Raw genomic sequence first — 24,310 nt, forward strand, 5'->3', positions numbered from 1 at the left:
CGGTAGGCTGGCCGATCGTTGTACCGCTCTCGGGGGATCAGCCTTTCGTAGGCCAATGTCCGGAAAACGCGCCCGTTTTGAGGTGTGTGTGGTACGGCGGAACCGGAGGACGCGCAACGTGGCGCAGTCCACAGCGGGCCCTCGCGGATCAAGCTGTCGCCAGGGTGGAACGACCGGGATAATGCCAGTTAATGGCTTTGTCGTCTTTCTTGGACGGTCGTTCGTGCCGCTGGGCATGCGCGCTCGTTCTTCACCATGGGGCGGTCGGTGCGCCGTTCCGGGCGAGCTGGACTTGGAAGCACTAACCGATGGGCGAGGGGTACGCATGACTGACACCGGCCAGGTCCCGGGCGAGGGACTGCCGGAGAACGCAGGCATGGTGGATCAGCCGGGCGTCCTCGCGCCGGGTGCCTACACCTTCCTCGAACCCTCCGAGACCCCCGCCGATGATGACGACCTGCTCCTGATGCCGGGCGCCCCGGGGGCACAGGGCGCGTGGGGCAACGAGGTGCCGCCGCCGGCCCCGATGCCGTTCGTCCACGAGGCGGGTCCGCATGAGGCGGGTCTGCGCGAGGCGGGTCCCCATGAACCCGGTCCCCATGAACCCGGTCCCCATGAACCGGGTCCGCACGAGACGGGTGCTCAGGAGCCCGGTCCGCATGAGACGGCCGGGCGGGACAGCGGCTCGGTCGACCTCAGCGCGGTCCGCGCGCCGGAACCCGTGCGCGGCCCCGCGCCGGCCCCGCAGCCGACGCCGGTCCGTCGCCCGCTGCACCTCGGCCCGCCGACCCCGGACGGCTCCGCGAGCCCGGTCCGCTCGCTCGCCGACCGCGGTCCCGCGGGGGCCCCGGTGAGCCCGGTCGCCGGAGCCGCGTTCAGCAACCCCGTGACTCCCGTACGCCACCCCGGGCCGCCGACCGTCGGGCCCGAGTACCTCGATGTGCAACAGCTCTCCGAGATCCCGCCGCAGGGCGCGATGCCGTGGGGTGCCCCGCCGTCGGGTCCGGAACAGGCCGCTGCAGAAACGGTCGTCCCGGAGGCGGCGCCGGGTGTGGAGTCCGCCCGGGCGGCGTCGGCTTTCGAGCAGGCTGCTCATGACCCGGCGCAGGATGTGGCGGAGGGGCAGGGGTTCGCGGCGGGCTCCCAGGAACCGGCGGGCGGTCAGGTTCCGGAGGCCGCGCAAGCTTCCCAGGGCCAGGGCCAGGGCGTGGGCCAGGGCCAGGGCCAGGGCCAGGGCCAGGGCGGGGCTGAGCCCGAGGCGCTTGTTGAGGTCCCGCAGGAACCGGAAGCCGGTCAGGTCCCGGGGTCGGCGCAGGCTTCCGGAGTTCAGGACGTCGCTGAGGTTCCGTCCCTCGCACCCGTCCCCCAGTCCCCCGCCGCCGCTCCGCTGCCCGAGGCAGCCGCGGACGCTTTCGCCCCCAGGGCTCCCGAGGCCGTGCCCTCCCCGGACGGATCACTGGGCTCCCATCTCACGCAGGACCTGGACGAGACGCCTTTCCCGGGGGCCCCGCACGCCCCGGAGCCGACGGACGCCGCCGCCGACGCCTACGTCGCACCCGCGCACCTCGCCGCGCAGGCACCGGTCCCTTCGGACGGCGAGTTCCTCGCACCCGAGCCGAACCTCAAGCCCGAGCCGAAACCGCGCAGAGCACTCGCGACCCCCTCAGAGCTCACCGACCCAGAGCTCACCGATCCGGCGGTCGTGCATCGTGCCGCCCGCCTCGCCGAACGGGAAGAGGGGGGTGACGTGACAGCGGCCCCGGCGCCCCAGTTCGCGTTTCAGGCAGCCCAGTCGGCCGCCTCCGCCGGTCATGTCCCGGACCCCGCCGCCCAGTTCGCGGAGACGGGATCCCCTGTGGAGTTCCCACTCACTCCTGACCACGCCCTGCCGCAGCCACTGCCGCAGGTCCAGGCACAGGAGCAAGTACTCCCTGTGGACGCGCACCCGCGGTTCGCCGAGATGGCCGCGGCCGAGCCCCGGCACGGCGTACCGGCGGGTGTGGGCGCGCACGCGCAAGCGCCGCACACGGCTGTGGGCCAGGCCCATGGCGAACACTTCGCGGCCCCCGGCGACGGAGCAGTCCCGTCCGGTCTCCCGTCCGCCCCGCTTGACCCCCACGCGGCCCAGCCCCACCCCGATCAGTCCCACCCAGAACAGCCCCACCCAGAACAGCCCCACCCGGACCACTCCCTCGGCCAGTTCGTGCCGGTGGAGGGCTCGGTGCCGACGACCCCGCACCTCGCCCCGACCCCGCCGCACGCCATGACGGTGCCGCCCTTCCCCACGGAGGAGCAGCCCGCGGCCGAGGAGCCCACGGAGGGAACCTCGCAGCCCCCCGCCCTTGAAACGGACCTCGTCGCTCCGGTACCCGCGCCCCGCGACGCAGCGGGAGAGGGAACGGAGGCCGAGGCAGCGGCAGAGGTCCAGGCACCCCCGGTACCGGAGCCGCTCCCGGCGTCCCCGGAGCCCGTGGTCGCACAGCAAGCGGACGATCTGGACACCCAGGGCGCCGACCAGGAAGAGAGCACGGCCGCAGTGGCAGACGTAGGAGAGTCCACAGGCCCGGCGGCACCCGGCTACGACGACGCGGAGCGCGAGGCCGTCCTGCGGGTGATGCGCGAGCGCCGGGACATCCGCAACGGCTTCCGCAGCGACCCGATCCCGCACGACGTACTGCTCCGGGTTCTGGAGGCGGCCCACACGGCACCGTCCGTCGGCCACTCCCAGCCCTGGGACTTCGTCGTCATCCGTTCCGCCGACACCCGGCGTTCGATGCACGAACTCGCGGCCCGCCAGCGCGAGGCATACGCGAAGTCGCTGCCCAAGGGCCGCGCGAAGCAGTTCAAGGAACTCAAGATCGAGGCCATCCTCGACACCCCGGTGAACATCGTCGTCACCGCCGACCCGACCCGCGGCGGCCGCCACACCCTGGGCCGCCACACACAGCCGCAGATGGCCCCGTACTCCTCCGCGCTCGCGGTCGAGAACCTCTGGCTCGCGGCCCGCGCCGAGGGCCTCGGCGTCGGCTGGGTCAGCTTCTTCGACGAGCGCGAGATGGTCCGTGCGCTGGGCCTCCCCGAGCACCTGGAGGTCGTCGCGTACCTCTGCGTCGGCTACGTCGACGAGTTCCCGGAAGAGCCCGAGCTGATGCAGGCGGGTTGGTCCAAGCGCCGCCCGCTGTCCTGGGTCGTCCATGAGGAGACGTACGGCCGTCGCGCGCTGCCCGGTGAGGAGCCGCACGACCTGCTCGCCGAGACGATCTCCAACATCCGTCCGCTGGATGCCAAGGCGCTCGGCGAGGCCTGGGAACGCCAGAAGCGGATGACGAAGCCCGCCGGCGCCCTCGGGATGCTGGAGATCATCTCCGCGCAGCTCTCGGGCCTGTCCCGGATGTGCCCGCCGCCGATCCCGGAGCCCGCCGCGGTCGCGATCTTCGCCGGTGACCACGGGGTGCACGCGCAGGGCGTCACCCACTGGCCGCAGGAGGTCACCGCCCAGATGGTGGCGAACTTCCTCGGGGGCGGCGCGGTCTGCAACGCCTTCGCCAACCAGGTCGGCGCCGAGGTCTGCGTCATCGACGTGGGCGTCGCCTCCGACCTCCCGGCCACGCCGGGCCTGCTGCCGCGCAAGGTCCGCGCGGGCACCGCCGACATGACGACCGGTCCCGCGATGACCCGCGAGGAGGTCATCGCGGCCATCGAGGTGGGCATCGAGACGGCCCGCGACCTCGTGGCGGCGGGCAACAAGGCCCTGCTGACCGGCGAGATGGGCATCGCCAACACCACCCCGTCGGCGGCCCTCATCTCGGTCTTCACGGGCACCGACCCGGCAGAGGTGACGGGTCGTGGCACCGGCATCAATGATGAGATGCTCGCCCGCAAGACCGAGGTCGTACGCCGCGCCATCGAACTCCACCAGCCGGACCCGGCCGACCCCATCGGTGTCCTCGCGGCCATCGGCGGCCTCGAACACGCGGCCATGGTCGGCCTCCTCCTCGGCGGCGCCTCCCTCCGTACCCCGGTGATCCTGGACGGCGTCAGCGCCGGCGCCGCGGCCCTCGTGGCCCGTGCCATCGCCCCCGAGGTGCTGGCGGCCTGCATCGCCGGCCACCGCAGCGCCGAACCGGGCCACGTGGCCGCCCTGAACAAGCTGGGCCTGCGTCCGCTGGTCGACCTCGACCTCCGCCTGGGCGAGGGCACCGGCGCGCTGCTGGCGCTGCCGGTGGTGCAGAGCGCGGCACGGGCGATGCACGAGGTGGCGACGTTCGATTCGGCAGGGGTCACCGAGAAGTAGCCTCAACGGCTGTGGGCAGTCGTTCCGCCGGGCGGAACGGGTGGGCACAGCCCGCCCGCTCACCTGGACGTGCGGGGGTCCAGGGGCGCAGCCCCCGGTTTCGGGAAGGGGCGGCCCTGGGGAAAGAACCCCCACCCCACCCCAGCCCCTCACGGCCCCGCACCATAAAATCCGCACGTCAGGGGCCAGCCCGAGGCACCAATGCCCCACCCCGCCCGAGGAGCCGCACCGCCATGGCCGAACACCCCGCCTACCCCGTAGGTCTCCGCCTCACCGGCCGCCGCGTAGTGGTCCTCGGCGGCGGCCAGGTCGCCCAACGCCGCCTCCCGGCGCTCATCGCGGCAGGCGCGGACATCCACCTCGTATCCCCGGAGGCCACCCCCTCCGTGGAAGCGATGGCGGACGCCGGCGAGATCACCTGGACGAAGCGCCCGTACGAGGAGGGCGACCTGGCGGACACCTGGTACGCCCTGATCGCCACCCGTGACCGCAAGGCGAACGCCGAAGCCTCCGCGGAAGCGGAACGCCACCGCGTCTGGTGCGTCCGCTCGGACGACGCCGACGCGGCGACGGCGTGGACCCCGGCCACGGGCCACAGCGAGGGCGTCACCGTGGCGATCCTCACGACGGACGCCCGCGGCCGCGACCCCCGCCGCACCGCCGCGATCCGCGACGCGGTGGTCGAGGGCCTGCGCGACGGGACCCTCGTGGCGCCCCACCACCGCACCCGTACCCCCGGGGTCGCGCTGGTCGGCGGCGGCCCAGGCGACCCGGACCTGATCACGGTCCGCGGCCGCCGCCTCCTCGCCGAGGCGGACGTGGTCATCGCCGACCGCCTCGGCCCGCGCGACCTGCTCGCCGAACTTCCGCCGCATGTCGAGGTGATCGACGCGGCGAAGATCCCGTACGGCCGTTTCATGGCCCAGGAGGCCATCAACAACGCGCTGATCGAGCACGCCAGGCAGGGCAAGTCGGTCGTACGGCTGAAGGGCGGCGACCCCTTCGTCTTCGGCCGCGGCATGGAGGAGGCCCAGGCGCTCGCCGAAGCGGGCATCGCCTGCACGGTGGTCCCCGGTATCTCCAGCTCGATCTCGGTCCCGGGCGCCGCGGGCATTCCGGTCACCCACCGCGGGGTCGCCCACGAGTTCACGGTGGTCAGCGGCCATGTGGCCCCCGACGACGAACGCTCCCTGGTCGACTGGCAGTCCCTCGCCAAACTGCGCGGCACGCTCGTCGTACTCATGGGCGTCGACAAGATCGGTGCCATCGCCCGCACGCTCATGGCCAACGGCAAGGCGGCCGACACCCCCGTCGCCCTGGTCCAGGAGGGCACGACGGCAGCGCAGCGCCGCGTCGACGCGACCCTGGAGACGGTCGCGGAAACCGTCCGCACGCAGGACGTGAAGCCCCCGGCGGTCATCGTCATCGGCGAGGTCGTGAACGTGGGCCCCGCGAACACCAAGAGGTAACCCCCGGTAACACAACACCTTCCCAGCCGTTGGCACCGCACCCAGGACAAGGCAGTATCACCCTGTGGCCGATCTCATCACCGTTGAGGACCCCGCCGACCCCCGTCTGAGCGACTACACGGGCCTGACCGACGTGGAACTGCGCCGCAAGCGCGAACCCGCCGAGGGCCTGTTCATCGCCGAGGGCGAGAAGGTCATCAGACGCGCCAAGGACGCCGGGTACGAGATGCGCTCGATGCTGCTCTCCGCCAAGTGGGTCGACGTCATGCGGGACGTCATCGACGAGCTCCCGGCCCCGGTGTACGCGGTCAGCCCGGAGCTCGCCGAACAGGTCACCGGCTATCACGTACACCGGGGCGCACTCGCCTCCATGCAGCGCAAACCGCTCCCGATCGCGGACGAACTCCTGCAGACCGCGCGCCGCGTGGTCGTCATGGAGTCGGTCAACGACCACACCAACATCGGCGCGATCTTCCGCTCCGCCGCCGCCCTCGGCATGGACGCGGTTCTGCTCTCCCCGGACTGCGCGGACCCGCTGTACCGCCGCAGCGTGAAGGTCTCCATGGGCGCCGTCTTCTCGGTCCCGTACGCCCGTCTCGACTCCTGGCCCAAGGGCCTGGAATCGGTCCGCGACGCCGGCTTCAACCTCCTGGCCCTCACCCCCGACGAGAAGGCGATGTCCCTCGACGAGGCGGCCCCGCACCGCATGGACCGGGTCGCGCTGATGCTCGGCGCGGAGGGCGACGGCCTCTCCACGAAGGCCCTGATGGCGGCGGACGAATGGGTCCGCATCCCGATGGCCCACGGCGTCGACTCACTCAACGTGGGCGCCGCAGCCGCCGTCGCCTTCTACGCGGTGGCGACGGGCCGCCCGCAGCCCTAGGCCCTGTCGGGGGAGCCTGTGTCGACCGTTCCCGTCCGACAGGCCCTAGCCATCCTGCTGCTGTAGCTCACTCCGGTACTGCTGTTGCATCAGATTCCCCGCGGGCAGCGGCTCGAACGACTGCTCCTGTCGTACGACCTCCCGTACGCCACCGTCGTCCTTGAGGCTGCGCGCCGGACCCTGACACCCCTGCGCCGCCGCGATCCCCAGCGCCACCAGCAACGTCACCACGACGAACACGAAGAGCCGCTGACGCAACAGACGCGGGTTGGCGGGCCGCCGGCCGGTACCGGTGGTGCGGGGCGGCGGACGCCCGGTACCGCTGCGGGGCGCGGGCCTGCTTCCCGAGCGACCGGTGTTCCGCGGGGGAGCGGGACGCGCCCCCGACCGCGGACCGCCGCCGTTGGTCCCGCCCGTCCGCGGCGGGGGAGTGCCCTGCGGACGCCGCTGGGTGCGCTGCTCGGCGTACTGCTCGGCGAGCCGCCCCGTCGGCCGGTCGGGATCGGTGCGCGGCGCGGGCGGACGGGCGTCGGCCATCCCCTGTGCCTCGCGGGCGGCGATCTCCTTGAGCCGCAGGGACAGTTGGAGCGTGCTGGGCCGCTCCTCCGGGTCCTTCGCCAGACATGCCCGTACGAGGGGGGCCAGTGCGTCCGGAACGCCGTGCAGTTGGGGCTCCTCGTGCACGACTCTGTAGAGCATCACTTCGGAACTGCCCTGCCCGAAGGGAGAGTCCTGGGTCGCCGCATAGGCGAGCGTGGCGCCCAGCGCGAAGACGTCCGTGGCCGGTGTGACGGCGGCCCCGCGCACCTGCTCGGGCGCGAGAAAGCCCGGCGACCCGACAGCCGTACCGACATGCGTGAGGGTGCTCGCCCCCGTCGCCCAGGCGATCCCGAAGTCGATGATCCGCGGCCCCTTCGGGGACAGCAGGATGTTGGACGGCTTGAGATCCCGGTGTACGACACCGGCCTCGTGCACCGCGACGAGCCCCTCGGAGAGAGCGGCGCCCACGGAGGCCACGTCGGCGGCGGCCATCGGCCCGTCGTCGGCGACCTTGTCGTGCAGGGAGGGCCCGGGAACGTACTGCGTGGCGAACCACGGCCGGTCCGCCTCCAGATCCGCCGCCACGAGCCGCGCCGTGCACCCGCCGCGAATCCGCCGCGCGGCCGAGACCTCGCGTGCGAACCGCGACCGGAACTCCTGATCCTCCGCCAGATCGGGCCGGATCACCTTCAGCGCGACCCGCTGCCCACGTCGGTCGGAGCCCAGGTAGACCACGCCCATACCACCCGCGCCGAGCCGTCTGTGAAGCCTGAACGAGCCGACGACACGCGGGTCCTCGCGCCTCAGGCGCATCATCGCCATGTCCATCCCCGCTGCCCGGTCCGTTTGACGAGCCACAGCTTACGTATACGCGGCCGGTGGCGCGCAGAGGCCGCGCCCTCTCGGCCCGATCGATTGTCAGTGCCGGGTGGGAAACTTGAAAGGTGGTCAGGGAGCGTGTGAACAGTACGGCTTTGTGCTGGCTGTGATCCCAACCATCCGTCGCAGAAGGGGGATTGAGCCCGTGAAGGGTGACCGAGTGGAGATAGTCGTGGACGCCGGGGACACGACGCGTACATACGAGGTGGTGGCCAGCAGGGCAGGCCGCAGGGTGGAGACGGCGGTACGCCGAGGTGTCGTGGAAGTGAGCGAAGTCACCCGAAGCGGATCAGTGGTGCGTACCGCCCGCTTCATGGCGACCCGGGTGCTGGCGCTGGTGGAGCAGCCGGTCCCCCGGGAGGACAGCTCGGAGCAGTCGGGATAGCCGGATCGGACCGGGCGCCCTCTCCGGGAAGACCCTGAGGCCCAGGACCTGGTCTCCACCCAGGGGAGTACTTCGCAGATCACCGGTCATCCTCCGGGAGGCCCGCCAATCGGTACGAGGGCATGACGACCCATCGGCGCCGCACGCCTAGATTTGTTGTCAAGCGGCGGGTGCAGCACTCGTCCCCCGAGGTCAGACACTCGCCGCTGCCAACCACAACAGAAGCTCGGTCAGGAGAGGACCATGGCCCACACGGCATCGCGGACAGTGATCCGCACGCAGGGACGCAAGGCATACGCCGCCGCGTTCGGCACCCGCCGCCAGGGCCGTCGCCACCCATTGGTGGCGACAGCGATGGTCCTCCCCCTGGCGGCCCTGCTCGTAGTCGTCTTCGGCGGCTGGGAAGCAGTGGTCACACAAGCGTCGTCCGTGGGCGTGATGCTGGGGCGCTGAGCGGCGTCCCAGGCCCGGAAGAGCGGTCCGGGCGGGGACATCCGGCCATGAAACCCCGTGGGGACGGGGGTGCGGCGGACGGCAAAAAATGCCCGCGCAGCTGGGGAGCTGCGCGGGCATTGCCGTTTCTTGTGCCTAAACCGGCACCGCTCTCGCGGATGTGGTCGCTCGCCGTCGCGGTTCCTCAATTGATGGTTGCTGTTCAGAGCCCTTCGGTGCCTGCGTACGCTCACAGGGAGCCGTCGTACTTCAGGGGGAGTCGTGACCGTAGACGTGCTGCCGGGGCTGGTCGCCAAGGCGCGGGGCGCGGCCCACGCGGAGCCTGCCTGTGCGCACCCCGACACAGTTCTCGCCGACCGGCAGGACGGCACCGTCGTCCGTCACGCCGACACTGTCGCCAAGGCACACGCGCCTGGCACGGACCCGGGGGAGTTGGCCCGGCGTCTGGCGGTCGCCGCGGACCCCGCCCTCGCGGGCATCCTCCTCGCGCCGCTGCGCCGGGCGCCCGTCGACCTCCACGGCCGAGTGGTGAGCTTCTGGCCGTACGGCACCCCCGTCGACCCGGAGAACCCCGACGCGGCACCGTGGGAGACCGCCGCCACCCTGCTGGCCCGCCTGCACAGGGCGCCCGCGCCGGACGGACTGCCACCCATGCGAGGCCCCGCGAAGGTGGCCCGCGCGATCGCCCGGCTCAGGGCGGTGGGCCCGCACCCGGCGGCCACCCCGGTCCTGCGCGCCTGGGTAGCCCTCCCAGCCTGGGCCCGCGCGGAAGCGGCCATGCCGGCCACGACGACCCTCTGCCACGGCGACCTCCACCTCGGCCAGTTGGTGCGCCACCCCGCCGCGACCGGGCCCTGGCACCTCATCGACGTGGACGACCTCGGCGTGGGCGACCCGACCTGGGATCTGGCGCGACCGGCCGCCTGGTACGCCTGCGGCCTGCTCCCGCCCGAGGAGTGGACCCGCTTCCTGACCGCCTACCGGTACGCGGGCGGCCCTGCCGTCCCCGCCCACGGCGACCCCTGGCCCGCCCTGGACGTCGCGGCCCGTGCCCTCACGGTGCAGACGGCGGCGCTGGCGATCGCCAAGTCCGCTGCGGAGGAACGCCCGTTGGACGAGGTGGAACAGGCCGTGATCGACGCCTGCGACCGAATGAGCGGCGCCCCGCCCGAGTTGGCGCACGATTTCGCGAAGTAGGGTGCAACCGACCGAAGCCGGGCGGAGTCTGTCCTGGCGGAAGCAATACCGACGGCAGGGAGTTGAGCCGAGCATGCAGTGTCCGAAGTGCCATGCGCCGATGCACACGTACAACCGCAACGGCGTCCAGATCGAGCAGTGCAGCGGGTGCCGCGGGATTTTCCTCGACTACGGCGAGCTGGAGTCGCTGACCCGCGTGGAGTCCCAGTGGTCGCAGCCCGCGCCGCCGCCCCAGGCCGGCCCGTACCAGGGCGCGCCCGCGCCGGCCTGGGGAGCCCCGCAGCAAGGCGGTCATGGAGGCCACGGCGGTCACTACGGTGGCCACCAGGGAGGCCACCGTCAGAAGAGCTTCGGCCGCATGCTCTTCTCGTCCTGAGGTTCCCGGGGCCCTTGAGGGTCCCGGGACGACGAAACCCCCAGCCGTACGAGACGGTTGGGGGTTTCGGCCGGTGCGCGATACTGGGATTGAACCAGTGACCTCTTCCGTGTCAGGGAAGCGCTCTCCCGCTGAGCTAATCGCGCAGGTCACGGGGCCTGAGCCACGCGTACTGCTGGTACTGCGTGCGCGATACTGGGATTGAACCAGTGACCTCTTCCGTGTCAGGGAAGCGCTCTCCCGCTGAGCTAATCGCGCGGGGATCCTTGCGGACCGAGTCCTTGCGGACCAGTGGACGATACTGGGATTGAACCAGTGACCTCTTCCGTGTCAGGGAAGCGCTCTCCCGCTGAGCTAATCGTCCTTGGAGGTGGAGACGGGATTTGAACCCGTGTAGACGGCTTTGCAGGCCGTTGCCTCGCCTCTCGGCCACTCCACCAGGAGTGCGGGGAATCAGGAAGAGCCCCCACGTCCTGCGAGCGGACGACCAGGTTCGAACTGGCGACCTCAACCTTGGCAAGGTTGCGCTCTACCAACTGAGCTACGTCCGCTTGTCGTTTCCGTTCGGCTTGCGCGTCGCGGTGACGTGTTGAACTCTAGCGGATTCCGGGGCCAGCACAAAAACGCGTTTGTGCAGCGTGCTGCGGTACGTCCACTCCACGGACACGGCCGGGGCACCCGCAGGTCACCCACCCTAGACTCGACTGTGTGCTCGACCTCCCTCCCCTCGCTCGCTTCGGCGGCCGCGTCGCGACCGGCCTTGTCGATGTGACCAGCGACGCATCGGCTCTGGACTCCACCGGCTTCTGGGCCGTGTCCGCCGACTTCGAGGGACGACTTGTCTGCGCCCGTTTCCGGGACATACGGGACGAGCCGGTGCCGGCGCCGGTGCCCGGGCAGTGGCGGGGTCCCACGACCGGTGACTGGAAGTCGTCCCTCGACCGCGCCGCGTACATCGAGGGCGTACGCCGTATCCGTGAGCACATAGCAGCCGGCGAGGTCTATCAGGCGAACCTCTGCCGCGTCCTGTCCGCGCCCGTCGCCCCCGACGCCGACGTGGACGCGCTCACCGCCCTGCTCGCACGCGGCAACCCGGCGCCGTACGCCGGAACGATTCGGCTACCCGGCCACGGCGTCGAGATAGCCACCGCGTCCCCCGAACTCTTCCTGCGCCGCGAGGGCCGGATCGTCGAATCGGGCCCGATCAAGGGCACCGGACGCACCGAGGCGGACCTCCTGGAGAAGGACTTCGCCGAGAACGTGATGATCGTGGACCTGGTCCGCAACGACATCGGCAAGGTCTGCGCCACCGGCAGCGTGACCGTCCCCGACCTGTGCGTCGTCGAAAAACACCCGGGTCTGGTCCACCTCGTCTCCACCGTCCACGGCGAACTGCGCGAGGACGCGGGCTGGCCGGAGCTCCTCTCCGCCGCCTTCCCGCCCGGGTCCGTGACCGGTGCCCCCAAGTCCAGCGCCCTGCGGATCATCGAGGCCCTGGAGACCGCGCCGCGCGGCCCCTACTGCGGAGGCATCGGCTGGGTCGACGCCGACCGGGGCACCGCGGAACTCGCGGTCGGCATCCGTACCTTCTGGATCGACCGAGGGGAAGGGGTGCTGCGGTTCGGCACGGGCGCGGGCATCACCTGGGGCTCCGACCCGGCGGGGGAGTGGAGGGAGACCGAGCTGAAGGCCGCCAGGCTCCTCGCGGTAGCGTCGGGGGAGTACGAGGCAGGTGGGGGACCCTGACGTGTTGTGTCCATCCCGGGGACGCCGCACCGGACAGCGGCTCCGCCGCGCGCCGGACCCCCGGCCGGACCATCACGTCGCACGACGGACCCGGCACTTTTCAGCGAGGTGGAATTCAGTGAAGCTCTGGCTCGACGGCGGGCTGCAGGACATCGAGGCCGCCCGCGTCTCCGTTTTCGACCACGGGCTGACCGTGGGTGACGGCATCTTCGAGACCGTGAAGGCGGTCGACGGGCGGCCGTTCGCGCTGACCCGCCACCTCGACCGGCTGGCCCGCTCGGCACGCGGCCTCGGGCTGCCCGAACCCGACCTCGACGAGGTGCGCCACGCCTGCGCCGCCGTCCTGGACGCCAACCCGATGCCGCTCGGCCGACTGCGGATCACGTACACCGGCGGCCACGGCCCGCTCGGCTCCGACCGCGGTGAGCACGGCCCGACCCTGGTCGTCGCCCTCGGCGAGTCCGGCCGGCGCCCCGACTCCACAGCCGTGATCACCGTCCCCTGGACCCGCAACGAGCGCGGCGCCCTGACCGGCCTCAAGACCACCTCGTACGCCGAGAACGTCGTCGCTCTGGCCCGCGCGCGCGAACAGGGTGCGTCCGAGGCGCTGTTCGCCAACACGGTGGGTCAGTTGTGCGAGGGCACGGGGTCGAACGTCTTCGTCGTCCTCGACGGCGAGATCCACACCCCGCCCCTCGCCTCCGGCTGCCTCGCCGGCATCACGCGCGCGCTCGCCGTCGAGTGGACGGACGCCAAGGAGACCGATCTGCCGCTGGATGTCCTGGAGTCCGCCGAGGAGGTCTTCCTGACCTCCACGCTCCGGGATGTGCAGGCCGTGCACCGGGTCGACACCCGCGAACTCCCGGGCGCGCCGGGCCTGGTGACGGCCAAGGCGATGCGGATCTTCGAAGAGCGGGCCGGAAACGATCTCGACCCGTAGGACGCCTGTAGGGGATCCGTGGGACCACCATGTCGCGGAAACCGGGATGACGGCAGGCCGCAGGGCGGGTACAACACCACTGATGACCACCACCCTGCGGCCGACCGAGCCGCTCCAGCACGCCGCCGACGGGACGCGTTCGCGTCGCTACCAAGTGTGTGTGAACAGTCGTCCGGTGGGCGCCATACACCTCGCGACCCATCCCGTCTTCGGGCCGGCCGTCGCCCAGATCCGCGAGCTCCGCATCGAAGAGCCGGACCGTGGACGCGGCCGGGGCACGGTGGCCGCACTCGCCGCGGAGGAGGTGGCGCGCGGCTGGGGCTGCGAGCGGATCGAGACCTCTGTTCCCTCCGGCGCCGAGGCCGGACTCCGGCTCACCAAGGCGCTCGGGTACGTCACCCGCAACCGCTGGATGGAGAAGGCGCTCGGCGAGGAGCCCCCGCCCGGACTGCCCGCCGGCAGCCGCGGCCGCCCCATGACGCAGGCCGAGTACGAGCCCTGGGACCGCGAGGGCAGGGAGGGCTACGCGCAGGACTGGATCAGCCGCGGTGTGCCGGAGGCGGAGGCGTACGCCAAGTCGAACCAGGGGCACGATCAGTTGCTGCCCCAGGGACTCGCCACCGAGAACATGCTGATCAGCGTCCTGGAACACGAGGACAAGCTGGTCGGCGACCTGTGGCTGGGCGAGCGCGACGGAAGCGCCTTCGTCTACAACGTCGAGGTCCGCGCGGCGCACCGTGGCAAGGGGTACGGCCGTACGCTCATGCTGCTGGCCGAGGCCCAGGCGGTGGCCGCCGGGAGGAGCCGTATCGCCCTCAACGTCTTCGCGGGCAACACCCCGGCCGAGCGGCTCTATGAGTCGCTCGGCTACGAGACGACGGTGTACCACCTCTACAAGAGCCTTCTGTAGTACGAGGCGACAGGGGGCCGAGTGTCCGAGTTACGCCTCCTGCCAGGTCCTGTCGTCACCTTCCCGTCTGCCTCGCGACGGGAATGCACGCCCTCTCGCCGCACCGGGTGCAGACCCAAGTACGTCCAGTACGAGGGTGTCCACGCCCGGTACACCGAGAGCACGCACCTACTGCGACACAGGCTGCTGCCGCAGCGGGCGCGAGGCCGCCCTCCGGGCGACGACGGGAAGGTGACGACACGACCTAGGCCAGCAGACGGTCGGCGATCTCCTCGATGCGTTCGCGCAGGCCTTGCCGGCTCTTGCCGCCGTCGAGGAGTTCGCCGCCGATGACGTACGTCGGGGTGCCGGTCACGCCGATGGCCTTGCCCTCGGCCTGGTCGGCGTCGACGATCAGGATGTGCCGGCCGTCGATCAGGGCGGTGTCGAACTCTTCGGCGTCCAGGCCCAGTTCACGGGCGACCTCGACCAGGAAGGGTTCGCCCTGACGGTTCAGTTCCTCGACGCGGCCGAGCACCGCCTCGATGTACGGCCACGCCTGACCCTGCTCCGCGGCCTCCTCGGCGGCCTGCGCCGCGGCGAACGCGTGCTTGTGCTTCTCCAGCGGGAAATGCCGCAGCCGCAGCTCCAGGCGGTCGCCGTAGCGGGCGCGCAGTGCCCGCAGGTCGTCCAAGGCGCTGTGGCAGTCGGGGCACTGCAGTTCGCACCAGACGTCCAGGACGGCGGCCGGACGTGCGGATGAGGAGTCGTTCATGGGTGCCAGTCTTCCAGCACCGGCGCGGGTACCCCAACCGGGACCGACGAGGGCCTCTGCCTGCGCACGGTGACCGGGACCTGGGGAGGACGCCGACCCCGAGATCTCCCTGAGGTCCGCCCAGGGCATGGCATATCGGGTGTCGGGCGGTGCAGGATGGATGGGGACGAACCGACTTCGCCCGACCGAGCCCCTGCCTGGAGGACCGGATGATCGCCGAAACCGTCTGTTCCGCCGTCTCCGCGGCGGGCCTGGGCATCGCCGCTGTGACCGCCTACCGCAAGCGCTTCCTCGCGGCCGCGCGCATCGCCGCCTACTCACTCGTGCCGGTCGGCCTGGTGATGACCGGCGTCGTCGGCTGGCTGGCCGACACGGCGCTCAGTCCGACCGCGTGGGCGGGCTTCGTCGTGCTCGGCGGCGCCTGGCTGCTGTTCATGACCACACGCGCCGTGGAGCGACGCGGCGGCGGTACCCGAAAGGAACGCAAGGCGGCACGCGCCGCCCAGCGTGAGGCGGTGGCCCCCGCGGCCTCGGCGCCCTCGCTGGGCCCGGCCGCCCGCCCCGCGGCCCGGCCGGCGACGACACCTCGCGCCACCGGCTCCGGGGACGACTTCAGCGACATCGAGGCCATTCTGAAGAAGCACGGCATATGACCGGGCCATGACCGACTGAAACGACACAGAGGCGCGCGCGGAGCGCGCGTAACCGGTCACGTTCGAGCGTCGTCGTCACATGATCCGGCGAACTCCCGTACTTTCCGGGCGTGTTGATCGACAGCGGGTGTTTGCTGCGTCATCATCGCCCGCGAGATGCTGGACACAACACAGAGCGACACCGCCGCCCCGCCCGAGGAGCGGCGTGGTTGTCTCTTCGCGCTCTCCCAGCCACCGCTGATGATCTTCCTAGCGGTGATCGGCTGTCTCCTGCTCATGGCTTCGCTGCACGACCTGCTGCTGCTCTGAGCCGTACACGGAGCCCCTGGCGCCACCCGCCGAGGGCTCCGTCAACCCGCCGTACCCCCGGCGTGAGCCTGCGGGGATGGGCCCACTCCCTTGTGCCGGGCCTGAAGGGACGGCCCCGCTCTCCTGGTGCCGGGCCCGAAGGAATTGGCCCGCCCTCTTGGTGCCGGGCCCGAAGGGATGCGCCCGTCAGCCCGCTGCTTCCTTGCGGCGTGCGCGGTATGCGGCCACGTGGAGGCGGTTTCCGCAGGTGCGGCTGTCGCAGTAGCGACGGGAGCGGTTGCGGGACAGGTCCACGAAGGCGCGCCGGCAGTCGGGGGCCTCGCAGCGGCGGAGCCTCTCCTGCTCCCCCGCCACCACGAAGAAGGCCAGCGCCATCCCGCAGTCGGCCGCGAGGTGGTCGGCGATCGAGGCGCCCGGCGCGAAGTAGTGCACGTGCCAGTCGTAGCCGTCGTGGTCGGTGAGCCGGGGCGTGGTGCCCGCGGCGGCGATCAGCTCGTTGATGAGACCGGCGGCGAACCGCGGATCGGCGGCGGCGAAGATGCCGGCGAACCGGTCGCGAACCCTGTGCACGGCGGCGAGGTCGTACTCCGACAGCACGCCGACATCGCTGATCTCGTGCTTTCGTACGAAATCGGCGAGAGCGGCGACATTCGCGAGGCCGTCGTCCGTCGTGTGGTCCTCCGGCGCGGTGTTCACCAGATCCACCACGGCGTCGAGGGCACACCGGGTGTCGTGGGTGATCAGCACGGTTCGCTCCCTGGCCTGGGGGTCGGGCTGGCGCCCGCCCGATGCTGGCCGATGGTAGTGGTTTCGCGGCGCGGGGGAGGGGTGCCTGTTCCGGCCGGGGTCACCGGGGTGGGCGGCGTGCGGTCCCCGACGGCCTGCCGGGCACACGCACCGGCGCCGCCCCCGCGGAGATCCGCGGCGACGGCGCCGGTGTGTTCCCTATTCGGTTGTCCAGGCCCGAGCCGTCTCCCCGAGTGGACGGCGCCGGGCGGCTCTGAGGTATCTCGTCAGCTCTCGGCCAGGATGTGTGAGAGCTCTGTGTCGAGATCGAAGTGCCGGTGTTCCGTGCCGGGGGGCACGGCGGCGTCCGTTCGCTTCAGGAACGACTCCAGGGCCCGCGCAGGGGCCTCGAGCAGGGCTTCGCCCTCTGGGGAGCTCAGGGCGATGCACACGACGCCCTGGCCGTGGCTCCGGGACGGCCAGACTCGGACGTCGCCGGTACCGGTGGGCCTGTGCAGGCCCTCGGCGAGGAGGTCGCGGGCGAACACCCACTCGACGGTTTCCTCGGCTCCGGTGTGGAAGGTGGCGTGCACGGCGTAGGGATCGGCCGTGTCATACCGCAGTCCTGCGGGAACAGGCAGTGAGGACTCGCTCGACACAACGAGGCGCAGGTGCAGCTCGCAGCTGACCGTGGTGTTCATAAGCGCCAGGGCCTTTCGCTCAGTGTGCGCTCGGGGATTCGCACGTCGGCGAAATCGACATGCCACCTACGGTGCCGTTGTAAACCCCTCTGAGTGTTTTGCGTGCCTTTACGTAACTCATCCGGCCGAGAGCTCGTTCGCCGGATAGGACCATTCCGGTGACTGGTTTCTCTCGGGTAGGGTTTGGTCGTATGAATACGGGGAGTGACGAGCCGGGCGAGATCGCCACGGTTGAGGACGGGACGAAGGCCGAGCGGCCGCTCGGTTCACGGGCGCCGCATTTCATCAAGGCGCGTCGCACGTTGCACCTGAGCTGGCAGGTGGGCGTTTTCATCGTGGGGCTCGCGGTGGTCGGGGCGGGCGTGATCATGCTTCCGCTGCCGGGCCCCGGCTGGCTGGTGATCTTCGGCGGCATGGCGATCTGGGCGACCGAGTTCGTCTGGGCGCAGCTGGTGCTCCGCTGGACGAAACGCAAAGTGACCGAGGCGACGCAGCGTGCGCTCGACCCCAAGGTGCGGCGCCGCAACATCATCCTCACGACGATCGGGCTCGTGATCATCGTGGCCCTCGTCGCCGTCTACGTCTGGAAGTTCGGCTTCGAGATGCCCTGGAACATCAAGGAGTGACGCTCCGCGCGAGGGGCCTCCGACGGCTCCTCGGCCGGTCGAAGCCATCCTCTGACATGGGGTAATGTTCTCCGTGCGCCCGGGCGATTAGCTCAGCGGGAGAGCGCTTCGTTCACACCGAAGAGGTCACTGGTTCGATCCCAGTATCGCCCACCACCACGTCAGGCGGCCCATCCCCACGTACGACGTGGACCGGGCCGCCTTCGTCGTTTCTGCCTGGGCGAGTCCTGTCCCGGCGCCCACCCGGAGCTCTCCGCACCCCGTGCCAGCAAGCGCTTACCCAAATGGATTCACGCGGCGAGCGCATCGATGTCGCGTCGAGGACGGGAAATCCTCCGGACGTATTCCAGAAGACTGTGGGATTTCTTCCGAAGTACGACAAGAGAAGTGTGCTGTTCCACATCGAGTCCCAAAGGGAAACATCTCCGAGTGCCCGTCAGATCCAACACCATGTCACTTGTCGTCGACGAGAAGGTATTTGAGGAATCCGTCAACAGGCCCGAACAGGTTCGGACCTGGGACGACCAATTCGCCACCCTCTGTGCCTCCGTCAGAACAGGCCCTCTGTCAGCGCATCCGTCCCAGCGCCTCCCGTACTCGCCGCGCGTCCCGGATCCGGCGCTCGTACGTCGCACCCAGTGCGAGCAGCAGCAGGCCGGCGAGCGCGGGAGGCGCCCAACGGGGGAGCGCGCCGGCCACCTGCGCGATGTACGGGGCGAGTTCGTGCAGGGCGTCAAGGGCGAGCACTGTGCCGCCCAGGACGAGCGGTGCCTGGAGGCGGTGCCGGGCGCCCACGAGGGTGACCGCGAGTGCCGCGCCGCCGAGCAGCAGCGGGCGCAGCCAGTGCGTGTCCCCCCACGCCGCGAAGAGGCTCGGGACGAGGGTGACGGCGATGCCCGGTCCGTATGCCGTCCAGGACGAGGCCCGGGTGTCCTTGCCGCGCCGGATCACCCCGACGAGCAGTGCCGGGACGGTCACCGGAAGGGTGTACGCCTCCGGTGAGCCGACGTCCCAGGACGCCAGGCGTACCCAGGTGGCCAGCATGAACAGGGCGGCTGCCGCGTAGCCGACGGGGCGCCGGTCCTCTCGTACGGCCGTGCCCGCGGCGATCACTCCGCAGAGGGTCAGGACCAGGGCCAGCATCGGCGGATCGGTGACCGTGAGTCCGACGGCGAGCAGCGCGGCGGTGGCTCCGGTGACTTCCATGGACAGGGTCGTCGGGGAGGCGCCGAGGCGGGCCGCGAGCAGTACGGCGGCGACGGGCACCACGAGGACGAGCAGCGCGGTCTGCTGCGGCGACCAGCCGAGAGCTGCCCCCACGGCGCAGGCGAGGGCGGTGGCGTGGCCGAGTGAAGCCGGTGCGGCGACCGGGCCGAGGCGCGGTTGCCGGGCGGCGACCGCGAACAGGACCGTCAGCGTGGCCAGGACGCTCAGGGTCGCCGGCCTGGAGGCAAGGGCGAGGAAGGCGAGGCTGAGAGAGGTGAGGAGGGCGAGGCAGAGGGCGACGAGAGGTACGGGTGCGGGAGGCGTCGGGAGCCGCGGAGACCGAAGTGCGTACGCCACGAGAGCCGCAGTCACCAGGAGCTGCGCCAACAGGCCTGCCGTATAGGGGAGTTCGAAGGCTGCGGGGACGATGAGCGCCGTTGCCCAGATCAGCGTCAGCGCGCCGGTCAGGGCCTGCGGGCGCCAGGAGGCGTTGCCGCGGGCCGCCACCGCCAGGACGGCGGCGACGAGTGCGAGTACGAGAGGTGCCGTGGCCGCGTTCGGGGGCCAGGGCAGCTCGGTCGTCACCGCGTCACGGGCGGTCGCAGGGGATCCGGACCACGCGCTGCGGACCCAGTCGACCGGGCCGAGGAGAGCGACGGCGACCGTGGACAGCGCCCACAGCACCGCGACGGCCTGCACGCAGCCGGACGCCCAGGCGAGACCGTGTCGCACCGGCTCGGGAAGGCGGCTGCGCAGGACCGCCAACAGGGCGACACCGCACACCAGATAGCCGGGAACCGTCCATGTGTCGGGCAGCGACGAGTGCAGGACGCCACCGGCACCGGCGACCGAGATCAGGCCGCCGGTCAGCGCGATGCCGGTGCCGACGCGCGGCTTCGGGGCGTGCCACGCCGCGGTCAGGGCGATCGCCGCGGCGAAGAGGAGGAGCGCCGCCGCACGGGCGGCGGCGCTCGTGCCGGAGGCCGTCCAGGACAGCCAGCCGGCGGCAACGGTGCCCCAGCCACCCATGACGTACGCGCCCACGGTCGCGACGACGCGTACGGACTTCACGGGTGACCGGAGGGCGAGAACCGTGTCGAACGCCGCCGTCAGCAGCAGCGCGGCCGTCACGGTGTGGGCGCCCGCGCCGGCCGCACCCGCCCAGAGGAGCAGCGGGAGCTGGGCCGTCGCCGTCGCGAGCGGCAAGGGCAGGTGCAGATGACCGGCCTCCGATGCGGGGTGCAGCGCGGCGAGCGAGAGCCCGTACGCCGCCCATGCCACGGCCAGTACCGCCGACGCCACGGCCGTGTACCCGAGGCCGTCCGTCTCCGGGAGCGCCACCGCGTACAGCGCGTAGGCGTCCAGGACCGTCAGCGCGAGACCGAGACCCGCCACCGACTCCGCGGTCGAGCGCAGCCCCCGCTTGAGGAGCGGCGCGGGCGCGCCCAGCGCGGCCAGCGTCACCGCGCCCAGCACCAGAGCCCGTCCGGCGATGCTCAGGTGGCCCCAGCTGACCAGGGTGAAAGCCATCGCGGCGATGGTCAGCAAGATGCCGCCGAGGATCAGGAGCACGTTCTGAACACTGGGCGCCGTGGTCTCGGGCTGCCGACGTACGTCGGCGGGCCGGGGTGCGGGCACCGGAGACAGCGCGTGGATCAGCCATCCGCGGCGGGTCAGCAACTGGGCCCGGCGTGCGTCGAGTTGCCCCAGCTCGGTGTCGAGGAGCCGCAACTCCTCGGCCGGGGGCGGGATATGGGTCATGCCGAGGAGTGTGGTCCCGGTCACGTTGCCCGGCATGAGTGCGCATACTCAGTCGGTACTCATCTCCCGGGCGGGCACACTCCGTACATGGACTGGAGCCGTTACCGTTTCCACAGCGTGTGGGACCTGCCCGCGCCGCCGGCCGCCGTGTACGTCGCACTGGAGCGGGCCGAGGAGTATCCGCGCTGGTGGCCGCAGGTGCGCGAGGTGACCCGCATCGACGACCACAGCGGTGTCATCCGGATCCGATCGGCGCTGCCGTACAACATGACGTTCACCGGGCGTGAGGTGTGCCGCGATCCGGACGGCGGCGTCCTGGAGATCTCGATGTCCGGCGACATCAACGGCTGGGCGCGCTGGACGCTCACCGCCGACGGGGCCGGTACCCGGGCCCAGTACGACCAGGAGGCCGAGGTGAACAAGGCTTTGCTGCGGCGCCTCGCCGTGCCCGGGCGGCCCGTCTTCCGCGCCAATCACGCGCTGATGATGCGCGCCGGGCGGCGCGGACTCAGGGCATACCTGGAAGCTCCGGGCGCACCTGGAAGCGGTTTGGACGAAGCGGTTTGAACGACACCCTCCGAGACCTGTATTGTTCGGTGCGTTCCCGGGCGATTAGCTCAGTGGGAGAGCGCTTCGTTCACACCGAAGAGGTCACTGGTTCGAACCCAGTATCGCCCACCCGGAGAAGACCGGTCCGTCACAGACGGACCGGTTTTTCTGTGTGCTTGTGTGCTTCCGCTTCTCAGGCTGCCTCCTGGAGGTCCGGGCGCAGCGGCCACGCCGGATCCACCGACTCCTCCGAGCCGCTGCGTGCGAACCACGCCTGCAGGCCGCGCGCCTGAGCCGCGTGCCACACGGCCTGCAGGGTGTGCAGTTCGGCCGGGGACAGCCGCTCCAGACGGGCCGGGAACCGGCGCCCGACCGCCCGTACGACATCCATCGAGGCCAGCGCGTCGGCCGCCGCGTCGTGCGCGCCCTCCAACTCCACGCCGTAGTGCGCGCAGAGGTCGGTGAGCGTGCGCCGGCCCTTGCGATAGCGGTCCAGATGCTTGTCGAGGACCCGGGGGTCGAGCACGCGCAGCGGCTTCGCCTCGAACCAGCGGTCGAGTGACGAAGCGCGATGACGGCGCAACTCCCGGTCCAGCAGGGTCAGATCGAAGGGAGCGTTCATCACCACGAGCGGGCGGCCCGCCGCGGCCTGTTCGGCCAGCTCCCTCGCTATCTCGTCCACCACAGGCGACGGCCAGCGGCCGTTGCATTGCAGATGCTCATCCGTCAGCCCGTGCACCGCCGTCGCCCCCGCGGGCACCGGCACTCCCGGGTTCACCAGCCACCGGGTCACCCGGGGACGGGTGCCCGGGGCATCCTGGACGACGACGGCGGCCGACACTATCCGGTCGGTCTCGACGTCCACGCCGGTGGTCTCCGTGTCGAACGCGGCCAAGGGGCCCTCGTACCAGCACGTCATACGAACACAACTCCTCGTTCACCCAAGGCAGCTGACGCGCCGTCTTCTGCCAGTTTGGTGATACCCGGGCTGTTTGCGCCGTACGCCGGGAGGAGACAACAGAGATACGGGTCTTCGCAGTTCAGCGGCCCGTCGCGGGGATACACCTGGTTTGGAAGGCTGTTGGACTCATGGCACTCGCGCAGCCCGAGTGGGGAGGGCTGCTGCCCCAGCGCACAGCACCCCACAGAGGCTCACTCGCCACCACCGCCTGCATGGAGACTCTGCAGGTGGGTTATCTGCACGCCGTCGCGGCGGCCGCGGGCTGCTCGCTGTCCCAGCCGTTTCCCGACAACGGCATCGACTGGCACGTCAGCCACAGCGCCCCCGGGCACACGGTCGACGACGAAGTCACCATCAAGGTGCAGCTCAAGTGCACGTACCAGACACCGCCGAACCCACCGGGCCCGGCCTTCTCCTTCACGCTCGACAACGCTCACCTGGAGAAGCTGGCCCGCACCCCGGTCTCGGTGCACAAAATACTGGTCGTGATGCTGGTGCCCAGATCGCAGGACGAGTGGCTGCGCGCCAGCCACGACCGCCTCGACCTGCGGCACTGCTGCTACTGGATCAACCTCGCCGGCCACGCCGTCACCGGCCGGCGCAGGACCACCGTCCGCATACCGACCGCGCGCATCTTCGACGACAGAGCGCTCTGCGAGATGATGACGCGGATCGGGACGGGAGGAAAACCGTGACGCACCGCCCGATCGACGAAGTACCGCGGCCGGTGAGGCCGCATCCGGTCGACGCCCAGTGGAACGAACCACCCGAGCCCGACAAGGTCGACCCCGCAGTGCTCAGCGCGCTGCTGCACCGGCACGGCTGGCAGCGGCGCGGCGGGGCACCCGGACGGTACGGCCGCTGGACCCCACCAGGGCCCGGCGGCGGCGGTACGAGCCTGCTGGTACCGGAAAGCCGGGCCTTCCCCGACAGTGACGACCTGCTCGGCGAGGCACTGGTCGCGCTCTCCCGCAGCGCCTCCCCCTCCGCGCGCGACGTCCTCATCGCGCTCGCCGTGCCCAGCGACGAGATCCGCTGGTGGCGCGATGTCCCGAGCGGACCGGTGGGCGCCACGCCCTGGACCGTCGAGGAACAACTGCGCGCCGCCGCCCGCCAGATGCTGCTGGCCGGGGCCCTGGCCACGCGCGCGCGTGCGGGCTACTACGGCGCCCGCCACCGCAGGCCCGCCGTCGCCGCCCTGGAGAGCGTCCTCGTCGGCGCCGAGCCCGGCGGACGCCAGCTCACCGCCTTCGTGCCCGTCGACACCGGGCGCCCCTTCGCCGTACGCCTGCACCAGGCGCTGTACGCCGCCCGCGAGGCCATCGACTACCAGCGGGCCACCGGCGGCATGGACGCCTTCGACGCGGCCGTCGAGGCCGGCGTCAGCCGTGAGCTCACGGAAGCTCTGGTGGCCCTCGTACGTGGCACCGAGGGCGCACGGGTCGCCGTCGAGTGGGCGCCCGCGGCCGGCGTCCCCGAAGGCTGCGCCGTTCCCACCGAGCCCGTCGAGTTCTCGCCCGGCGACCTGCCCGTGCTGCGCGAGGCCGGGGCCCGCTTCCTGCGCGAGGAGCCTTCCGTGCCGGTGCGCGTCACGGGCGCCGTCGTCCTGATGCGCAGGTCCGGGCCGCGCGGCGAGGGCAGCGTACGGCTGAAGGTCATCGCCGGGGCGGAGGTCCCGTACATCCGGATGACGCTCGACGAGGAGGCGTACCGGATAGCGGGCCACGCCCATCTGGTCGGGCTGCCGGTGCGGGTGCACGGGCGGCTGGAGAGCCGGGGCGGTTTCCGCCGGCTCACGGAGGCCTCGGGGGTCGTACCGGTACAAGTTGACGAGGCCGAGCGGGACCGGTTGATGAAGTCGCTCCAGGAGACCGCAGAGATCACGGCCTTCTTCGAGGAGGCGTGCAGCGGGGACTGAAACGGGGTGGCGCTTAACCGTTTAGCGAACGGGACCCGAGGCTCGGTACGATTCCTGTCTGCGTACGCGCACGT

The 24,310-nt window shown here is 71.3% G+C and carries 22 protein-coding genes and 7 tRNA genes; 18 read left to right on the forward strand and 11 right to left on the reverse strand.

Annotation, left to right across the window (positions count from 1 at the left end; translation table 11 throughout):
* Positions 1–325 precede the first annotated feature (325 nt).
* The 3 genes from cobT (at position 326) to ACIPC1_RS26845 (ending at position 6,646) form a co-directional block, all read left to right on the forward strand.
* Positions 326–4,294: a nicotinate-nucleotide--dimethylbenzimidazole phosphoribosyltransferase gene (gene cobT / locus ACIPC1_RS26835; RefSeq protein ID WP_402521175.1), complete on the forward strand. Its 3,969-nt coding sequence runs from the start codon at positions 326–328 to the stop codon at positions 4,292–4,294.
* 233 nt (positions 4,295–4,527) lie between these two features.
* Positions 4,528–5,763, forward strand: coding sequence for a uroporphyrinogen-III C-methyltransferase (gene cobA / locus ACIPC1_RS26840; RefSeq protein ID WP_402521177.1), 1,236 nt, complete (start codon positions 4,528–4,530; stop codon positions 5,761–5,763).
* Between the two features lie 64 nt (positions 5,764–5,827).
* Positions 5,828–6,646 carry a TrmH family RNA methyltransferase gene (locus ACIPC1_RS26845; protein WP_384380223.1) on the forward strand — a complete coding sequence of 273 codons (819 nt, stop codon included), beginning with the start codon at positions 5,828–5,830 and terminating at the stop codon, positions 6,644–6,646.
* A 45-nt stretch (positions 6,647–6,691) separates the two neighbouring features.
* On the opposite strand, the gene ACIPC1_RS26850 is transcribed toward ACIPC1_RS26845, so the two are convergent.
* The gene (locus ACIPC1_RS26850; RefSeq protein ID WP_384380273.1) at positions 6,692–8,014 is read right to left on the reverse strand and encodes a protein kinase domain-containing protein; all 1,323 of its coding nucleotides are present in this window, start codon (positions 8,012–8,014) and stop codon (positions 6,692–6,694) included.
* A 196-nt stretch (positions 8,015–8,210) separates the two neighbouring features.
* Here ACIPC1_RS26850 and ACIPC1_RS26855 point away from each other — a divergent pair, with 196 nt between their 5' ends.
* The 4 genes from ACIPC1_RS26855 (at position 8,211) to ACIPC1_RS26870 (ending at position 10,476) form a co-directional block, all read left to right on the forward strand.
* Positions 8,211–8,450: a hypothetical protein gene (locus tag ACIPC1_RS26855; RefSeq protein ID WP_266824867.1), complete on the forward strand. Its 240-nt coding sequence runs from the start codon at positions 8,211–8,213 to the stop codon at positions 8,448–8,450.
* Between the two features lie 243 nt (positions 8,451–8,693).
* Entirely contained in the window at positions 8,694–8,903 is a 210-nt protein-coding gene (locus tag ACIPC1_RS26860; RefSeq protein ID WP_384380227.1) for a hypothetical protein, read from the forward strand.
* A gap of 261 nt (positions 8,904–9,164) precedes the next feature.
* Complete coding sequence (locus ACIPC1_RS26865; protein ID WP_402521181.1) at positions 9,165–10,100, forward strand: phosphotransferase family protein; 936 nt, start codon at positions 9,165–9,167, stop codon at positions 10,098–10,100.
* A gap of 73 nt (positions 10,101–10,173) precedes the next feature.
* Positions 10,174–10,476, forward strand: coding sequence for a zf-TFIIB domain-containing protein (locus tag ACIPC1_RS26870; protein WP_384380233.1), 303 nt, complete (start codon positions 10,174–10,176; stop codon positions 10,474–10,476).
* Positions 10,477–10,550: 74 nt separating this feature from the next.
* Here the strand turns inward: ACIPC1_RS26870 and ACIPC1_RS26875 are convergent.
* The 5 genes from ACIPC1_RS26875 to ACIPC1_RS26895 form a co-directional block, all read right to left on the reverse strand.
* Positions 10,551–10,622 (reverse strand) — tRNA-Val (locus tag ACIPC1_RS26875).
* Between the two features lie 40 nt (positions 10,623–10,662).
* A tRNA-Val gene (locus ACIPC1_RS26880) sits at positions 10,663–10,734 on the reverse strand.
* A gap of 34 nt (positions 10,735–10,768) precedes the next feature.
* Positions 10,769–10,840, reverse strand: a tRNA-Val gene (locus tag ACIPC1_RS26885).
* 1 nt (position 10,841) lies between these two features.
* A tRNA-Cys gene (locus tag ACIPC1_RS26890) sits at positions 10,842–10,915 on the reverse strand.
* Between the two features lie 39 nt (positions 10,916–10,954).
* Positions 10,955–11,027: transfer RNA gene (locus ACIPC1_RS26895), tRNA-Gly, on the reverse strand.
* A 157-nt stretch (positions 11,028–11,184) separates the two neighbouring features.
* Between ACIPC1_RS26895 and ACIPC1_RS26900 the strand changes: the two genes are divergently transcribed.
* The 3 genes from ACIPC1_RS26900 (at position 11,185) to ACIPC1_RS26910 (ending at position 14,072) form a co-directional block, all read left to right on the forward strand.
* The gene (locus ACIPC1_RS26900; protein ID WP_402521185.1) at positions 11,185–12,222 is read left to right on the forward strand and encodes a chorismate-binding protein; all 1,038 of its coding nucleotides are present in this window, start codon (positions 11,185–11,187) and stop codon (positions 12,220–12,222) included.
* A 118-nt stretch (positions 12,223–12,340) separates the two neighbouring features.
* The gene (locus tag ACIPC1_RS26905; protein ID WP_402521187.1) at positions 12,341–13,162 is read left to right on the forward strand and encodes an aminotransferase class IV; all 822 of its coding nucleotides are present in this window, start codon (positions 12,341–12,343) and stop codon (positions 13,160–13,162) included.
* Between the two features lie 82 nt (positions 13,163–13,244).
* On the forward strand, positions 13,245–14,072 hold the full coding sequence (locus ACIPC1_RS26910) for a GNAT family N-acetyltransferase (protein WP_402521189.1): 828 nt from the start codon (positions 13,245–13,247) through the stop codon (positions 14,070–14,072).
* A 244-nt stretch (positions 14,073–14,316) separates the two neighbouring features.
* On the opposite strand, the gene ACIPC1_RS26915 is transcribed toward ACIPC1_RS26910, so the two are convergent.
* Complete coding sequence (locus ACIPC1_RS26915) at positions 14,317–14,826, reverse strand: DsbA family protein (protein ID WP_402521192.1); 510 nt, start codon at positions 14,824–14,826, stop codon at positions 14,317–14,319.
* Positions 14,827–15,035: 209 nt separating this feature from the next.
* Between ACIPC1_RS26915 and ACIPC1_RS26920 the strand changes: the two genes are divergently transcribed.
* Both ACIPC1_RS26920 and ACIPC1_RS26925 read left to right on the forward strand, forming a co-directional pair.
* The gene (locus tag ACIPC1_RS26920; RefSeq protein WP_402521194.1) at positions 15,036–15,479 is read left to right on the forward strand and encodes a hypothetical protein; all 444 of its coding nucleotides are present in this window, start codon (positions 15,036–15,038) and stop codon (positions 15,477–15,479) included.
* Between the two features lie 156 nt (positions 15,480–15,635).
* Positions 15,636–15,788, forward strand: a complete 153-nt coding sequence (locus tag ACIPC1_RS26925; protein WP_010988207.1) for a hypothetical protein — start codon at positions 15,636–15,638, stop codon at positions 15,786–15,788.
* Positions 15,789–15,974: 186 nt separating this feature from the next.
* On the opposite strand, the gene ACIPC1_RS26930 is transcribed toward ACIPC1_RS26925, so the two are convergent.
* Positions 15,975–16,535, reverse strand: a complete 561-nt coding sequence (locus ACIPC1_RS26930) for a CGNR zinc finger domain-containing protein (RefSeq protein ID WP_402521196.1) — start codon at positions 16,533–16,535, stop codon at positions 15,975–15,977.
* A gap of 266 nt (positions 16,536–16,801) precedes the next feature.
* Positions 16,802–17,215 carry an SsgA family sporulation/cell division regulator gene (locus tag ACIPC1_RS26935; protein WP_003959770.1) on the reverse strand — a complete coding sequence of 138 codons (414 nt, stop codon included), beginning with the start codon at positions 17,213–17,215 and terminating at the stop codon, positions 16,802–16,804.
* A 191-nt stretch (positions 17,216–17,406) separates the two neighbouring features.
* Between ACIPC1_RS26935 and ACIPC1_RS26940 the strand changes: the two genes are divergently transcribed.
* Together ACIPC1_RS26940 and ACIPC1_RS26945 are read left to right on the forward strand one after the other, a co-directional pair.
* The gene (locus tag ACIPC1_RS26940; RefSeq protein ID WP_402521198.1) at positions 17,407–17,841 is read left to right on the forward strand and encodes a TIGR02611 family protein; all 435 of its coding nucleotides are present in this window, start codon (positions 17,407–17,409) and stop codon (positions 17,839–17,841) included.
* Positions 17,842–17,922: 81 nt separating this feature from the next.
* Positions 17,923–17,997 (forward strand) — tRNA-Val (locus ACIPC1_RS26945).
* A 411-nt stretch (positions 17,998–18,408) separates the two neighbouring features.
* On the opposite strand, the gene ACIPC1_RS26950 is transcribed toward ACIPC1_RS26945, so the two are convergent.
* Entirely contained in the window at positions 18,409–20,844 is a 2,436-nt protein-coding gene (locus ACIPC1_RS26950) for an SCO7613 C-terminal domain-containing membrane protein (RefSeq protein ID WP_402521200.1), read from the reverse strand.
* A gap of 51 nt (positions 20,845–20,895) precedes the next feature.
* On the opposite strand from ACIPC1_RS26950, the gene ACIPC1_RS26955 reads away from it, so the two are divergent.
* Both ACIPC1_RS26955 and ACIPC1_RS26960 read left to right on the forward strand, forming a co-directional pair.
* Entirely contained in the window at positions 20,896–21,375 is a 480-nt protein-coding gene (locus ACIPC1_RS26955; protein ID WP_402521203.1) for an SRPBCC family protein, read from the forward strand.
* Between the two features lie 39 nt (positions 21,376–21,414).
* Positions 21,415–21,486: transfer RNA gene (locus tag ACIPC1_RS26960), tRNA-Val, on the forward strand.
* 64 nt (positions 21,487–21,550) lie between these two features.
* Here the strand turns inward: ACIPC1_RS26960 and ACIPC1_RS26965 are convergent.
* The gene (locus tag ACIPC1_RS26965) at positions 21,551–22,276 is read right to left on the reverse strand and encodes a 3'-5' exonuclease (protein WP_384389142.1); all 726 of its coding nucleotides are present in this window, start codon (positions 22,274–22,276) and stop codon (positions 21,551–21,553) included.
* 170 nt (positions 22,277–22,446) lie between these two features.
* Between ACIPC1_RS26965 and ACIPC1_RS26970 the strand changes: the two genes are divergently transcribed.
* A complete protein-coding gene (locus tag ACIPC1_RS26970) occupies positions 22,447–23,013 on the forward strand; it encodes a DUF4365 domain-containing protein (protein WP_402521206.1) in 567 nt (188 codons plus the stop codon).
* Positions 23,010–24,236 carry a hypothetical protein gene (locus ACIPC1_RS26975; RefSeq protein ID WP_402521208.1) on the forward strand — a complete coding sequence of 409 codons (1,227 nt, stop codon included), beginning with the start codon at positions 23,010–23,012 and terminating at the stop codon, positions 24,234–24,236. Before ACIPC1_RS26970 ends, ACIPC1_RS26975 begins: the two co-directional genes overlap by 4 nt.
* The last annotated feature ends 74 nt before the right edge of the window (positions 24,237–24,310 follow it).

It is taken from the genome of Streptomyces sp. NPDC087263, assembly GCF_044744645.1.
GTDB lineage: Bacteria > Actinomycetota > Actinomycetes > Streptomycetales > Streptomycetaceae > Streptomyces.